Source organism: Bradyrhizobium sp. Kon10, assembly GCF_055807395.1.
The window spans coordinates 1-14,616 of record NZ_JBVVOZ010000002.1 but is presented as its reverse complement, the minus strand read 5'-3'; the positions used below and the strand labels follow the sequence as shown (position 1 = coordinate 14,616).

Here is a 14,616-nt window from a genome sequence, read left to right as displayed (position 1 = left end):
AGGAAACTGCCTACCGGTCAAAAGCTTATATTGCGTTGAAGGTGTGGTGGAGGCGTAGCCCGGATGGAGCGGAGCGCAATCCGGGGCCGGCGTCGCTTGCGGCACGATCCCGGATTGCGCTGCGCCCCATCCGGGCTACGGGCTCAACGTGTTTCCGAAAGGTTAATGGCCGAGCGCCAGGGCGATCAGGCCGAGCGTGCCGACAATGACGCGCCACCAGGCGAATACCACGAAACCGTGGCGCGTGACGTATTCCAGGAAGCTCTTCACCACGATGATCGCGGTGATGAACGAGACCACGAAGCCGATCGCGACGATGCCCATGTGGTCCATCGTCATCTCGGAGCGGTTCTTGTAGAAATCGTAGGCGAACGCACCGATCATGGTGGGAATGGCGAGGAAGAACGAGAACTCCGCGGCTGCGCGCTTGTCGGCGCCCAGGAACATCGCCGCGACGATGCTGGCGCCGGAGCGCGACACGCCGGGGATCATCGCCACGCACTGCGCGATGCCGATATAGAGATACATCAGCAGCGGAAATTTGGTGGCGTCATGCTCGCGCGCCTTAAGGTCAAGCCGGTCGACCCAGAGCAGGATGGCGCCGCCGACGATCAGCGAAAAGCAGACCACCCACGGATTGAACAGCATGCTCTTGATGTATTTGCCGGCGACCAGACCGACGACGACCGCGGGCAGGAACGCCACGAGCACGCCGATCACGAAGCGGCGCGCATAGACGTCGCCCGTGAACATGCCGATCGCGACGTCCCACAATTTCCTGAAGTACAACACGACGATCGCAAGGATCGCGCCGAGCTGGATCAAGACCGTAAACGAATCCCAGAAGGCGCCCTCGCCAAGCCCGAAGAAGCGCTCCGCAAGCAGCAGGTGGCCGGTCGAGGACACGGGAAGGAACTCGGTCACACCCTCGATGATGCCGAGGATCACTGCCCGTATTGCATCTGACATATTTACGGTCCATTTCGGCTGGAAAAGCGGGGCTCTTCTCGCCTATTCGCCCCCTTGCTGCAATCGCAAAATGCGACGCCACGCCCTTGCCTCGCGGTTTCGAAAGACTAGTGTGGCGCCGCACAAACATTGATGGATTCTTAAGCACCATCAAATAGTCAAAGGGTTCATGTTTACGCTGTTTCATCATCCGTTCTGTCCGCATTCGCGTTTCATTCGCCTGATCGCGGGGGAGTATGGGCTCGACCTGAAACTGGTCGAAGAGCGCAGCTGGGAACGGCGCGAGGCATTTCTGCTGCTCAATGCGGCCGGCACCACACCGGTTCTGGTGGATGGCGACCAGTCCCCGATTCCGGGCGCCGCGATCATCGCGGAGTATCTCGACGAAGCCTATGGCGTCGAGCTGGGTCCCAAGCGGATGATGCCGGTGACCATCGCCGAGCGCGTCGAGGTGCGCCGGCTGATGGCCTGGTTCAACGAGAAATTCTTCGAGGAAGTGTCCCATCCGCTCGTGACCGAGCGCATCTACAAACGCTTCATGAGCGAGGAGAACGGCGGCGGCCCGCCCTCGGCCGACGTGATGCGCGCGGCGAAAGCCAATGTGCGCTATCATCTGGCCTATATCGGCTGGCTGGCGCAGACGCGTAACTTCCTCGCCGGCGACAGGCTCACTTACGCGGATCTCGCCGCCGCGGCGCATCTCTCGGCGATCGATTATCTGGGCGACGTGCCATGGAGCGAGGACGACGCGGCAAAGGCGTGGTACGCACGGGTGAAGTCCCGCCCGTCGTTCCGTCCGCTGCTGAGCGAATGGCTGGCCGGCGTGCCGGCGTCGCGCACCTATGTGGACCTCGATTTCTGAACTCCGATCCGACTGAACTGAAGACGGCACTCGCGCGCGAGGCGCGCGCGCTCGGCTTCGACTGCATCGGGATTACCGAGCCCGGCACGATCGAGAGCGCCGGAAAGCATTTCCTCGAATTCATCGCCACGGGCGGTCATGGCGACATGGACTGGCTCGCGAGCCAGCCGGAGCGCCGGGTCGATCCGCGCGGGCTGTGGGCTGACGTACGATCGGTGATCATGCTCGGCGTCAATTACGGCCCTGACCAGGATCCGCTCGCGATCTTGCAACAGCGCACGCGCGCAGCGATCTCGGTCTATGCGCAAGGCGAAGATTATCACGACCTCATCAAGAAGCGGTTGAAGGCGCTGGCGCGTTGGCTGGTTGCGGCCGCGCCGTCGGAGGTGAAGGTGTTCGTCGACACCGCGGCGGTGATGGAGAAGCCGCTCGCACAGGCCGCGCATCTGGGCTGGCAGGGCAAGCACACCAACCTCGTCTCGCGCGAGTTCGGCTCTTGGCTTTTTCTCGGCGCGATCTACACGACGCTGGAGCTGCCACGCGACAGCGCCGAGATCGATCATTGCGGCTCGTGCCAAGCCTGTCTCGACATCTGCCCGACCGCGGCGTTTCCCGCTCCCTACAGACTCGATGCGCGGCGCTGCATCTCGTACCTGACCATCGAGAACAAGGGCCCGATCCCGCGCGAGTTTCGCAAAGCCATCGGCAACCGCATCTATGGTTGCGACGATTGCCTCGCCGCGTGTCCCTGGAACAAGTTCGCGCAACAGGGGCGCGAAGCAAAGCTCGCCGCGCGCGACGAGTTACGCGCGCCTCCGCTGGTTGAACTGGTGCGGCTCGACGATGCCGCGTTTCGGGCGCTGTTCACGAAGTCGCCGGTCAAGCGCATCGGCCGCGACCGGTTTTTGCGCAACGTGCTGATCGCGATCGGCAACTCCGGCGACGCGAAGCTTGCGGAAGAGGCGCGGCGATTGCTCGACGACGCAAGCCCGCTGGTGCGCGGGGCTGCCGTGTGGGCGCTGGGGCAGTTGATGCCGCGGAATGAGTTTGTGCGGCTCAGGGCGAATGCGATCGCCAGCGAGCACGACGAGAGCGTTCGTCAGGAGTGGCAAGCCGCTTCCTAATTCTCCGCTGTCATGCCCCGGCTTGACCGGGGCATCCAGTACGCCGCGGACCAACGGTTCAATCACTGCTGCCTCTGGAATACTGGATCGCCCGGTCAAGCCGGGCGATGACACTTGTTGTTGTGGCTATTGCGCGCGCTCTCTCCACCCTTGATTTCGCCGCAGCTTCCTTCAAGGTCGCGCGTCATGACAGACATGCCTTTCTTCACCCGCGACGGCGACACATTCCATGCGACGGAAGTCGCCAACGGTCCGTGGGATCCGACATCGCTGCACGGACGCGTCATCGTCGGCCTGCTCGGCTTCGCGATCGAGGAGCGCCATTCCGGTCCCGAGTTCGTGCCGGCGCGATTGACGGTCGACATGTTTCGGCTGCCGACCATCGACAAGCCGATTGAGGTGACGACGCGGCTGGTGCGCGACGGAATGCGGATCCGCGTGATCGAGGCGGAGTTTATCTCCGGCGGCGTCAGCATGGCGCGGGCCTCCTGCCAGCTGTTGCGGCGGACGCAAAACGCCGACGGCAATGTCTGGTCGCCACCGAATTGGGAGGTGCCGAAGCCTGCGGACATTCCAAAGCCGACCGATCCCAGGCTCGGCATGCACGGCAAATGGACGACGCGGCCGATCGTCGGCCATATGGGATCGCTGGGCCCGCGAAAACTCTGGATGAGCGAGGTGCGCGAGCTGGTTGCGGGCGTGCCGATGACACCGTTTGTGCATGTCGCCACCGGCGCCGATTTCGCCAGTCCGTTTGCGAACGCCGGCGACAAAGGGCTCGGCTACATCAACAGCGACGTGACCATCTATCTGCACCGGCTGCCGGTGACGAACTGGATCGGCTTCGAAGTGGTGAACCACCACGCCACCGACGGCATCGCGATCGGCGAATGCTGGCTCTACGACGAACAGGGCCCGATCGGCACCGCGACGGTGGCAGCACTTGCGCAGCGCAAGCCGATGGCGAAGGCACCGGCGCCGTAGCCCCCGCCGTCATTCCGGGGCGTGCGAAGCACGAGCCCGAATCCATCGGGCCGCAGGGCCTGCGGGTAAATGGATTCCGGGCTCGCGCCAAGTGGCGCGCCCCGGAATGACGAGTGGCGCGACACTTCACCCGATCTCCGCCACCGCGGCGAGAATGCGCGCGATGTCTTGCGGGCGTGACAGGCGGTGATCGCCGTCCTGAATCATGGTGAGCACGACGTCGTCGGCTGGCAGCCGATGCGTCAGCGCGAAGGCGTGCTGCCAGGGCACATCGGGATCCTGCGCGCCCTGGAGAATCCGAACGGGACAGCCGAGATCGATGGCGCTGCCGAGCACGAGGTGATTGCGCCCCTCCTCGATCAGGTTTCCCGTGATCGGATAGGGCGAGCCGTCGCCATATTCCGACGGCCGCAGCCACTTGCCCGTGGTCTCGATCTCAAGCTTCACCTCGGGCGAAAATGTCTTCCACATCAGTTCCTCGGTGAAGTCGGGCGCCGGCGCGATCAGCACCAGCCCCGCCAGCGAGGCGCCACGCTTCCTGATCTCGCGCGCCAGCAGCAGCGCCATCCAGCCGCCCATGGACGAGCCGATCAGAATCTGCGGGCCGGCGCAGAACCGCTCGAACACGGCCACGCTTTCTTCGAGCCAGCGCCCAATGGTCCCGTCAGCGAAATCACCGCCGGATTCACCATGACCGGAATAGTCGAACCGGACGGAGGCGCGGCCGTGTTCGTGGGCCCAATTGTCCAGCGCCACGGCCTTGGTGCCCTGCATGTCGGATTTGAAGCCGCCGAGCCAGACCAGCCCAGGGCCCGCTCCGGGGCGGCTGCGCACCGCGATCTTGCGGGCCGACGGGCCTTCGCCGATTTCGATGAAGTCGAGCATGGGTTCGGGAATAGCATTGGTCATGGAACATTTACCCTGGCTGGGCGGTTCGAGCTGTCCGGGCCGGCCCGGCGGCGCGATCGGGTATCAACCCTGTCCTTTTGGGACGCTTGCGGAATGTGAACAAGGTGTCTATGTCGAGCACCGTGCCGACAGGCGTGGCCAAAATGCCTCGCATTTGAGGGTTCTCGCTTCGCGTCCGCGCGACTTGCTTGCCGGCAAATGCTTCTTCCTTCAAAATAGCCGCTTCCTTTCACAACTTTGGAGAACCACCCATTCGCCGTCCCAACAGAGCCCCGGCCCCAGCCGCCAAAGACGGGCCGCGCATCAATGATGATATCCGCAATGCGCAAATCCAGCTGATCGACCAAACCGGCGACAACAAGGGTACGGTCGAGACCGTTCTCGCCATTCGCATGGCCCAGGAAGCTGGCATGGATCTGGTCGAGATTTCGCCGAATGTCAGCCCTCCCGTCTGCAAGATCATGGACTACGGGAAGTATAAGTATTCCGCCCAGAAGAAAGCCGCCGAAGCCCGCAAACGCCAGAAGACCGTCGAGATCAAGGAGATCAAGCTCCGGCCGATGATCGACGATCACGATTACGAGGTGAAGATGCGTGCGATGCAGCGGTTCTTCGAAGAGGGCGACAAGGTCAAGATCACCCTGCGCTATCGCGGCCGCGAAATGGCGCACCAGGAGATCGGTACCAAGCTGCTGGACAAGATCAAGAGCGACGTCGCCGAGCTCGCCAAGGTTGAGCAGGACGCCCGGTTCGAGGGCCGACAGGTCGTCATGGTGCTGGCGCCGCGCTGACGCCAGCGTTTCCGGATGTGAGAATGAACGGCCCGTCCGGACATCCGGCGGGCCGTTTTTGTTTCAGCTTCGCGTCGCCTGCCAGGTGCCGCTACAGCGGTCGCCGGAGATGATGCCGTTCCAGGAGCCGGTCCCGGCCAATCCGGCGAGCCGGCCGCCGCCGGTAGCATGGGACGCACCGACCGAGACCTGGACCGCGACGGCGCCGCCGCGATTGACCGACCCCGAGACCCGGCCGCCGCCGGCGGACGAGACCCGGTTTCCCGCCACGCTGAAGGGAACGCTGTAGCCCGAGCTGCAACTGCCGCGCGTGGTGGCGAAAGTGACATTCCAGACGCCGTCATAGCCGCCGATACGGGCGTCGGCGGCCGAAGGCACGGCGGCTGCGGCAAGCGTGGCGAAGAGCACAATGCGGCACGGACGACTGAAAACTGACAAAAGCGTTTGGGAAAAACGGGCCATTTTGGTCCTGCTCCGGGGCGAGACGGGTTAAATATTGGGTGGCAACCCCCAATAGTCGGCGTCCCCGTTGCGGCGGTTCACCGTTGCCATTTCGCTCCCGCTCTGCCATAAGCCCAGCCTTCATCGCCCGGCTGATTTAAGGGCTGCCGCGGCGGTGTCCGTGCGGGTTTTGCGCCAGTTCGCAAAACCTGAGCACAATCAACGCTCTAACGAGCATTTTAGACGGCCGGCCGCCTTCACGGGCGGCGTTCTGTTATGGCCATAGGAGAGCAAAATGCCCAAGCTGAAGACCAAATCGGGCGCTAAAAAGCGCTTCAAGGTGACTGCCACCGGCAAAGTGATGCACGCCCAGCGCGGCAAGCGTCACGGCATGATCAAGCGGACGAAGAAGCAGATCCGTCAGCTCCGCGGCACCCGCGTGCTGTTCAAGACCGACGGCGACAACGTCAAGAAGTACTTCTTGCCGAACGCCTGATCGCGTCGACGATCATTGCCAACCGTGCCGCGCATCCCGCGGCAAATCCGAAAACCAAGTCATCTCTGAAGGATTTTTGTCATGTCTCGCGTCAAACGCGGTGTGACCGCCCACGCCAAGCACAAGAAAGTCTACAAGGCCGCCAAGGGTTTCCGCGGCCGCCGCAAGAACACGATCCGCACCGCCAAGCCGGCGGTCGACAAGGCCCTGCAGTACGCGTTCCGTGACCGCAAGCGCAAGAAGCGGACATTCCGCGCGCTCTGGATCCAGCGCATCAACGCCGCCGTCCGTCCGTTCGGCATGACCTACAGCCGATTTATCGACGGGCTGGCCAAGTCGGGCATCAGCGTGGACCGCAAGGTGCTGTCGGATCTCGCGATCAACGAGCCCGTGTCGTTCCAGGCGATCGCCGAGAAAGCCAAAGCTGCGCTCGCGGCCTGAGGCTTGCGTTAGCGGGCCTTCTGGCCCGCAGCCTTCAGCGCGCGCTGCGAGTAACGCTGGGCGACCTCCGCCCGACAGAATGCCGTGAACGAGAGATACATGGTGCCGGACTTGTTCCGGTACTTGCTGTCGCATACGCGCATCTCGCGTCGGTAGGACTGTGCCTGCGCGGCATCCAGGCCTGGCTTATTAAGGCCTGGCTTGAAATCCGCCTCGCATTTCCGTTCGACGGCGGCACCGAGCTGGACGTCGCCACTCGCGGTCAGTTCGCAATCCCTGAACACCTTCATCGCGCTCTCGCAGCCCTTTTGGGCGCTGATGGTGTCGACGACCTCGTCCAGCGTCATGGATTTCTCCATGCACGCCATGGCCCGCGCCGGAGTGCCTGCAAGCGACAGAACGACGGCCAAAGCGGCGAGCTGGCATTTCGACGGCATCGCGGACCTTTCCTCTTGATCCTCCCTTGGTGCCGGGTCCCGTTGCGAGGTTCAAGCCAGCCGGTCAGGCGCCGAAATGACCGGCTTTTTGCTTGACGTTACCGCCTTGGTACGGCGACAACCCAGCCGAATTTAGTAGCAGGGATTTGACAGTGTCCGACCTCGCATCGCTCGAAACATCCATCCTCGACCAGATCGCCGCCGCCGGCGACGAGGCCGCGCTCGAAGCGGTGCGTGTCGCCTCGCTCGGCAAAAAAGGCTCGATCTCGGCGCTGCTCGCGACGCTGGGCAAGATGTCGCCGGACGAGCGCAAGACGCAAGGCGCCGCGATCAATCTCGCCAAGGACAAGGTCACGCAGGCGCTGGCGGCGCGGCGCGACGTTTTGAAATCGGCCGCGCTCGATGCGCGGCTCGCTTCCGAGACCATCGACGTGACGCTGCCGCTGCGCGATACGCCGGCGGAAGCCGGCCGCATCCATCCGCTGAGCCAGGTCTGGGACGAGCTGACCACGATCTTCGCCGACATGGGTTTCTCGGTCGCCGAAGGTCCCGACATCGAGACCGACGATTACAATTTCACCAAGCTGAACTTCCCGGAAGGCCATCCCGCGCGCGAGATGCACGACACCTTCTTCTTCCATCCGAAGGAGGACGGCTCGCGCACGCTGCTGCGGACCCACACTTCTCCGGTGCAGGTGCGCACCATGCTGAGCCACAAGCCGCCGATCCGCGTGATCTGCCCGGGCCGCACCTACCGCATCGATTCGGACGCGACCCACACGCCGCAATTCCACCAGGTCGAAGGCCTCGTCATCGACAAGCACTCGCATCTCGGTCACCTCAAATGGATCCTGCACGAGTTCTGCAAGGCGTTCTTCGAGGTCGACCACATCAACATGCGCTTCCGGCCGTCGTTCTTCCCGTTCACCGAGCCGTCGATGGAAGTTGATATCCAGTGCCGTCGCGACAAGGGCGAGATCCGCTTCGGCGAGGGTGAGGACTGGCTCGAGATCCTGGGCTGCGGCATGGTGCACCCCAACGTGCTGCGCGCGTGCGGCATCGATCCCGACGAGTACCAGGGCTTTGCCTGGGGCATGGGCATCGACCGCATCGCGATGCTGAAATACGGCATGAGCGACCTCCGCCAGCTGTTCGACAGCGACGTCCGCTGGCTCTCCCACTACGGCTTCAAGCCGCTCGAAGTGCCGACCTTGGCCGGAGGGCTGAGCTCGTGAGGGCGACGCTCGGACATGCGAAGACTCTCTCCGTTCCCGCCGCGGAGGGAGCCCTCTCCCTGCCCCTCCCCCGCAAGCGGGGGAGGGAATGGATGGAGCGAGTGCGAGGCCTTCGCATGGGTACGTATTCTCTTTCCGCTCGACAGGTCGAACTCCCTCCCCCGCCTGCGGGGGAGGGCTGGGGTGAGGGTTTCTCCGCAATGGGGCTGCCAATGGTCGATCCCAAGCATCCAGACTGGAATGTATCGGCCAAGCTACGCGCCAATGCGCGGGCGCTCAGGCGCGACTCGACCAATGCAGAGCGAGTCTTGTGGTCAGAGCTGCGGGCTGGCCGATTGAACGGCGTGATCTTCCGGCGCCAGGTCCCGATCGAGAGCTACGTCGCCGACTTCATTTGCCATGCGGCAAAGCTCGTCATCGAGCTCGATGGCGGCCAACACTTCTCGAATGAAGGTGAGCGCGCCGATGCGCGTCGTTCTGCCGTGATCGAAGCCACAGGCTTCAAGGTGCTCCGCTTCAGCAATCTCGATGTCATGACCAATCGTGCCGGCGTTCTCGAAACAATCGCGACGATCGTTGCGGAGAGAGCCCCCACCCCGGCCCTCCCCCGCAAGCGGGAGAGGGAGCAGACCGTCTCCGTGGAGAAAAAGCAGCCATGAAATTCACGCTCTCCTGGCTGAAGGATCATCTCGAGACCGACGAGCCGCTGGACAGGCTGGCCGACAAGCTCACCATGATCGGGCTCGAGGTCGAGAACATCGAGGACAAGGCGAAGGCGCTGAAGCCGTTCACGATTGCGAAGGTGATCTCGGCCGAGCAGCATCCGAATGCGGATCGGCTGCGCGTCTGCATGGTGGAGACCGGCGGCGGTGCCGCGCCCGTGCAGGTCGTCTGTGGCGCGCCAAATGCGCGTGCCGGCCTCGTCAGCGTGTTCTCAGCCCCCGGCACCTACATTCCCGGCAAGGACATCACGCTCGGGATCGGCACTATCCGCGGCGTCGAGAGTCGCGGCATGCTGTGCTCGGCGGCTGAATTACAGATTTCCAACGACCATGACGGCATCATGGAGCTGCCGGCCGATGCGCCGATCGGCGCCGGTTACGCCGAATGGGCCGGCCTCGGCGATCCCGTGGTCGAGATCAACCTGACGCCGAACCGGCAGGACTGCACCGGCGTGCACGGCATCGCGCGTGACCTCGCCGCCGCCGACATGGGCAAGTTCAAGGATCCGTCCATCAAGCCCATCAAGGGCGAATTCCCCTGCCCGGTGAAGGTTACGGTGGAGGACGCCGCGCTGTGCCCGGGTTTTGCGCTACGGCTGGTGCGCGGCGTGAAGAACGGCCCGTCGCCGGAATGGCTGCAGAAGCGGCTGACCGCGATCGGGCTGCGTCCGATCAACGCGCTGGTCGATATCACCAACTTCATGACCTACGACCGCGCGCGGCCGCTGCACGTGTTCGACGCCAAGAAAGTGAATGGCAATCTCGTGGTGCGCCACGCCCGCGAGGGCGAGACGCTGCTCGCGCTCGACGGCCGCACCTACAATCTCGATCCCGCGATCTGCGTGATCGCAGACGAGCACGGCGTCGAATCGCTCGCCGGCATCATGGGCGGCGAGGCCTCCGGCTGCGACGAGAATACCACCGACGTGCTGATCGAATCGGCGCTGTGGAACGAGATCAACATCGCCCAGACCGGCCGCAAGCTCGGCATCAACTCGGACGCGCGCTACCGCTTCGAGCGCGGCGTCGATCCGGCCTTCATGGTGCCGGGGCTGGAGCTCGCCACCAAACTCGTGATGGAACTGTGTGGCGGCACCCCGTCGGAGAACGTCGTCGTCGGCAAGGCTTTCGGCGACGACCGCGTGATCGATTTCCCGGTCACCGAGGTCAAGCGGCTGTCCGGCATCGAGGTGCCGCAGCCCGAGATGAAGCGCATCCTGTCGCATCTCGGTTTCATGATGGCGGGCGTGGGGCCGGTGGTGAAGGTCGCGGTGCCTTCGTGGCGCTCGGACGTGCACGGCAAGGCCGACCTCGTCGAGGAAGTCGTCCGCATCTACGGTATCGACAAGGTGCCGGAGACGCCGTTCGAGCGCGGCGAGGACGCGCGCAAATCCGTGCTGACGCCGATCCAGCTGCGCACCCGTCGCGCCAGGCGCGCGCTCGCGACCCGCGGCATGATCGAGGCCGTGACCTGGTCGTTCATCACGAAGCCTGCGGCCGAACTGTTCGGCGGCGGGCAGCGCGAACTCGAAGTGGCCAATCCGATCGCCGCGGACCTCTCCGACATGCGCCCGAGCCTGATGCCCGGACTTGTCGCAGCGGCACAGGCCAATGCCGATCGCGGCTTTGGCGATGTCGCGCTGTTCGAGGTCGGCCAGATCTTCAAGGGCGACCGCCCGCAGGATCAGTTCACGGCCGCGAGCGGCGTCCGTCGCGGCTTTGGCTCGGCGGAAGGTCTGGGACGACACTGGTCGGGCTCGGCGCAGGCTGATGTGTTCGACGCCAAGGCCGATGCGCTCGCGGTGCTGGCTGCGGCCGGTGCGCCGATGCAGGCGCTGCAGATCGTCGCCGGCGGACCGGCATGGTTGCATCCCGGCCGCTCCGGCACCATCCAGATCGGCCCGCAAAACGTGCTCGGTCATTTCGGCGAGATGCATCCGCGCGCGCTCGAGGCGCTCGGCGCCGGTGGTCCGCTGATGGTATTCGAGGTGATCCTCGACCGTATCCCCGAGGCCAAGAAGAAGCCGACTCGCGCAAAGCCCGTGATCGAGCTGTCGGCGTTCCAGCCGGTGTCGCGCGACTTTGCCTTCATCGTCGATCGCGCCGTGAAGGCGGCCGACATCGTGCGCGCCGCCCAAGGCGTCGACAAGAAACTGATCACCGCCGTCAACGTCTTCGACGTCTATGAAGGCAAGGGCATCGACGACGGCAAGAAATCGATCGCGATCGCGGTGACGATCCAGCCGCGCGAGAAGACGTTGACCGACCAGGAGATCGAGGCTGTGGCGGCAAAGATCGTGGCGGAGGTGACGAAGAAGACCGGCGGCACTTTGAGGGCATGAGTCTTGCCGACTTCCCGGTCAGCGTTTTTCGCGCGAGCCGGCAACTCCGAGTCTTCGTCAAACCACTCCCTGTGGTTATGGGTCCCGGATCTGCGCTGCGCTTGTCCGGGACGACGAGCTAGGATTGTTGCAGCTCAACTCCTATGGCCGCGTCGTCCGGCGCTTCTTCATCGAGTGCGTCGGCACATCGGCAGGCTCGTCCCTGAGTGCCCCGACCTTGCGCAGGGCCGCATCTGCGGCGCGCTCGCCGCTTTCCCAGGCGCCGTCGACGGTGCCCCACAGCGTTTCATGGGTCGCTTCGCCGGCGAGGAACATGTTGCCGATCGGCTCGGCCAGCACTCTGCGGGAGAGCTGGCCGCCCGGGGAGGCCGCCGACATCGCGCCCATGACGTAGGGCGAGGCATTCCAGCGGGTCGCGCTGGACTTCTGCACGGCAGCGGCAGCTTCGCTGCCGAACAGCTTTGAGATCCATTCTCTCGCGAAGGCCGTCATCGCCTTCTCGCCCTGCCCCGAGAGATCACGGCCGAACGAGCCGCCGATATCGATCGAGCACAGCGAGGAGCCGCCGATGTTGGCGAACATGAGCGCGGTGCGCGTCGAATTGCTCTGCTCGATCAGGATGTCGTCGCGCGACAGTCCCAACGGATTGCCCGGCAGTTGCAGCACAATGTGATCATAGCTGCCGAGGCCGAGTTTCGCGGCGGCATCGAGCGTGCGCTTGGGAATGTCGGGGGCGAACTTGATCGCGCCCGACATGAGCACGTTGGTCGAGACCGTGATGATGGCGGCGCGCGCGGCGATCCTGCCAGCCTGGGTTTCGACACTGACGTCGCGATTGCTCCAGACGATCCGGCTCGCCGGCGTCGAGAGCACGACCGGCGCCTGCTCGCCGAGCTTCGCGATCAACGTGCCCAGGCCCTGGCGGCAGGCGATCGCGGCATTGCGGTCCTGCGCCCGCGCCTTGTCGATCGCGGAAAGCTCCTTCAGATCCTTGCCTGCAAAACTCGCGCCCAGCACGAACTCGGCCGCGCCGGCCCAGTCGCCGAGATCCTTCGGCAAGACCGACGCGCAGGACGTATCGAGCTTGCCGCGGGAGGCTTCGTCGATGGCGCGGTTGGCGCGCACCAGCGCCGCCAGGAACTCCTCGGTCTCCCCGGCGCGGGCATTGCGTCGGCCAATGCGCATCTTTTGGCCCGACGGCGCCGGCAGGACATCGAGCCCGACGCTGCGCCCCAGCCGGATCATCGGGTTGGTATCGGGATTGTGCATCCAGCGTGCGCCACGATCGAACGGCACATCGAAGGTCGTGCTGTCGGTGATACAGCGCCCACCGATCTGCGAGGCCGCTTCCACCACCACGACCTTGCGATTGGCCGCCATCACGCGCCGCGCTGCGGCAATACCGGCGGCACCTGCGCCGATCACGACAATGTCAGCCTCGCGCGGCAGGGTCGCGGCGGTTGCGCGCAGAACCGGCATTGCGGCAAAGGCCGCCGACGCCGATAGGAAACTGCGGCGCGTGATTGTCATGTCATGGTTTCCGGAGACTTGCGGCAAACGGGAACAGCTCGCGAACCTTGCCGTATCTGATGTTGCGCGGCAACCATCATGGTGAATCAATCATGCTTGAGCTCACAGAGCCATGAACCGAATTGCAACACGTTCCGACCATGATAGAGAAAGAGAAAAGACGGTCGGAAAAGGCCGTGGGGGGAGTTCATGGGAACGGTCCTAGATTCGGTCGGAAAGCTGATAGCCGCGTACCTCTCGAAGGAGGTGCCGGGCTACGAGCCGTTCACACCGAGCGACCCGGAGCACCTGCGCGGCGTGATCCAGCCCGGCGACGTGATGCTGGTCGAAGGCAACAACCGCATCTCCGGCATCATCAAGTACCTGACGCAGTCGACCTGGTCGCATGCCGCGCTCTATGTCGGCCCGATTGAAGGCGCGGAAGAGCCCGACGGCGAGCCGCATGTGCTGATCGAGGCCAATATCGGCGAAGGCGTCACCTCCGCGCCGCTATCGAAATATTTCCCCTACCACACCCGCCTGTGCCGTCCGGTGGGGCTGTCCTATGAGGACCGCACCACGGTCTGCCGCTATGCCATCAACCGCATCGGGTTCGGCTACGACACCAAGAACATCGTCGACCTGATGCGCTTCCTGTTCCCGCTGCCGATACCGCAACGCTGGCGGCGCCGCATGATCGCGATCGGCTCGGGCGATCCGACCAAGATCATCTGCTCGGCGCTGATCGCACAGGCGTTCGATGCGGTGCGCTATCCGATCCTGCCCAAGATCACCAAGGCCGGCAGCCGCGCCGCGCGCCGGGAGATCCTGCATATCCGCGATTCCTCGCTCTACATGCCCCGCGACTTCGACATCTCGCCCTATTTCGAAGTCGTCAAACCCACCATCGTGCACGGCTTCGACTACACCGCCCTGCACTGGGCCGACAAGCAAAAGCCGCTCGAGGAGGTAGCGGGCTCATTCGGGGTGTTTCCAGAAACGATCGGTGCGCCGACGCTCGTTCCTGAAGCGATTGACGAAGAAGCGCCGGGTGAAGTTTCGGCTGAGCAAGTAGGCGTGCAGGCCGCCGAGATGGCCGGACCCGTCATGGTCTCGAAGCATTTTCTGCTGTTGAAGAAGATCGCGACGTATCGGCCGAGGCGGCGGATACGGACGCGCGAGCGAGCGGCGTAGTCCACTCCACCGTCATTGCGAGTTGGGACCGGCCTTGAGGGCCGACGCGCGCTGAATGAAACTTTTCGCGGGTTGGCAAAAGCGGTAAATTGAGGCGCCGTCGGCAAAGAGGTCGATTTCTCTCTGGTGCGCGAGAGCCCGGTTGCGAGTTGGACCTGGG

15 protein-coding genes are annotated in these 14,616 nt (G+C 64.2%); 10 read left to right on the top strand and 5 right to left on the bottom strand.

Translation table 11 applies throughout. From position 1 onward, the window contains the following. Positions 1-162: 162 nt before the first annotated feature. Positions 163-969, bottom strand: a complete 807-nt coding sequence (locus AC0L2O_RS03145) for an undecaprenyl-diphosphate phosphatase (protein WP_473368680.1) — start codon at positions 967-969, stop codon at positions 163-165. A 169-nt stretch (positions 970-1,138) separates the two neighbouring features. On the opposite strand from AC0L2O_RS03145, the gene AC0L2O_RS03140 reads away from it, so the two are divergent. The 3 genes from AC0L2O_RS03140 to AC0L2O_RS03130 all read left to right on the top strand — a co-directional run bounded on the left by AC0L2O_RS03140 (position 1,139) and on the right by AC0L2O_RS03130 (position 3,939). After that, entirely contained in the window at positions 1,139-1,831 is a 693-nt protein-coding gene (locus tag AC0L2O_RS03140) for a glutathione S-transferase family protein (RefSeq protein WP_369720235.1), read from the top strand. Beyond that, a complete protein-coding gene (queG, locus tag AC0L2O_RS03135) occupies positions 1,780-2,955 on the top strand; it encodes a tRNA epoxyqueuosine(34) reductase QueG (protein WP_473368679.1) in 1,176 nt (391 codons plus the stop codon). Before AC0L2O_RS03140 ends, queG begins: the two co-directional genes overlap by 52 nt. A 186-nt stretch (positions 2,956-3,141) precedes the next feature. Beyond that, entirely contained in the window at positions 3,142-3,939 is a 798-nt protein-coding gene (locus tag AC0L2O_RS03130; protein WP_473368678.1) for an acyl-CoA thioesterase domain-containing protein, read from the top strand. A 126-nt stretch (positions 3,940-4,065) separates the two neighbouring features. On the opposite strand, the gene AC0L2O_RS03125 is transcribed toward AC0L2O_RS03130, so the two are convergent. Continuing rightward, complete coding sequence (locus tag AC0L2O_RS03125) at positions 4,066-4,848, bottom strand: alpha/beta hydrolase (RefSeq protein ID WP_473368677.1); 783 nt, start codon at positions 4,846-4,848, stop codon at positions 4,066-4,068. Between the two features lie 251 nt (positions 4,849-5,099). On the opposite strand from AC0L2O_RS03125, the gene infC reads away from it, so the two are divergent. After that, complete coding sequence (infC, locus tag AC0L2O_RS03120) at positions 5,100-5,639, top strand: translation initiation factor IF-3 (RefSeq protein WP_369726583.1); 540 nt, start codon at positions 5,100-5,102, stop codon at positions 5,637-5,639. Positions 5,640-5,702: 63 nt separating this feature from the next. On the opposite strand, the gene AC0L2O_RS03115 is transcribed toward infC, so the two are convergent. Next, positions 5,703-6,101, bottom strand: coding sequence for a hypothetical protein (locus AC0L2O_RS03115; RefSeq protein ID WP_473368676.1), 399 nt, complete (start codon positions 6,099-6,101; stop codon positions 5,703-5,705). 274 nt (positions 6,102-6,375) lie between these two features. Between AC0L2O_RS03115 and rpmI the strand changes: the two genes are divergently transcribed. Together rpmI and rplT are read left to right on the top strand one after the other, a co-directional pair. Further along, the gene (gene rpmI / locus AC0L2O_RS03110; protein ID WP_008539890.1) at positions 6,376-6,576 is read left to right on the top strand and encodes a 50S ribosomal protein L35; all 201 of its coding nucleotides are present in this window, start codon (positions 6,376-6,378) and stop codon (positions 6,574-6,576) included. 81 nt (positions 6,577-6,657) lie between these two features. Beyond that, positions 6,658-7,017, top strand: a complete 360-nt coding sequence (rplT, locus tag AC0L2O_RS03105) for a 50S ribosomal protein L20 (RefSeq protein ID WP_369720230.1) — start codon at positions 6,658-6,660, stop codon at positions 7,015-7,017. 8 nt (positions 7,018-7,025) lie between these two features. Here the strand turns inward: rplT and AC0L2O_RS03100 are convergent, their stop codons facing one another. Then, on the bottom strand, positions 7,026-7,454 hold the full coding sequence (locus AC0L2O_RS03100; RefSeq protein ID WP_473368675.1) for a hypothetical protein: 429 nt from the start codon (positions 7,452-7,454) through the stop codon (positions 7,026-7,028). A 152-nt stretch (positions 7,455-7,606) separates the two neighbouring features. On the opposite strand from AC0L2O_RS03100, the gene pheS reads away from it, so the two are divergent. The 3 genes from pheS to pheT all read left to right on the top strand — a co-directional run bounded on the left by pheS (position 7,607) and on the right by pheT (position 11,753). Beyond that, the gene (gene pheS / locus AC0L2O_RS03095) at positions 7,607-8,689 is read left to right on the top strand and encodes a phenylalanine--tRNA ligase subunit alpha (RefSeq protein WP_473368674.1); all 1,083 of its coding nucleotides are present in this window, start codon (positions 7,607-7,609) and stop codon (positions 8,687-8,689) included. 212 nt (positions 8,690-8,901) lie between these two features. Further along, entirely contained in the window at positions 8,902-9,348 is a 447-nt protein-coding gene (locus AC0L2O_RS03090) for an endonuclease domain-containing protein (RefSeq protein WP_473368673.1), read from the top strand. After that, a complete protein-coding gene (gene pheT / locus AC0L2O_RS03085; protein ID WP_473368672.1) occupies positions 9,345-11,753 on the top strand; it encodes a phenylalanine--tRNA ligase subunit beta in 2,409 nt (802 codons plus the stop codon). Before AC0L2O_RS03090 ends, pheT begins: the two co-directional genes overlap by 4 nt. A gap of 141 nt (positions 11,754-11,894) precedes the next feature. On the opposite strand, the gene AC0L2O_RS03080 is transcribed toward pheT, so the two are convergent. Further along, the gene (locus AC0L2O_RS03080; RefSeq protein ID WP_473368671.1) at positions 11,895-13,283 is read right to left on the bottom strand and encodes a flavin monoamine oxidase family protein; all 1,389 of its coding nucleotides are present in this window, start codon (positions 13,281-13,283) and stop codon (positions 11,895-11,897) included. Between the two features lie 189 nt (positions 13,284-13,472). On the opposite strand from AC0L2O_RS03080, the gene AC0L2O_RS03075 reads away from it, so the two are divergent. Next, positions 13,473-14,456, top strand: coding sequence for a YiiX/YebB-like N1pC/P60 family cysteine hydrolase (locus AC0L2O_RS03075; RefSeq protein WP_473368670.1), 984 nt, complete (start codon positions 13,473-13,475; stop codon positions 14,454-14,456). The last annotated feature ends 160 nt before the right edge of the window (positions 14,457-14,616 follow it).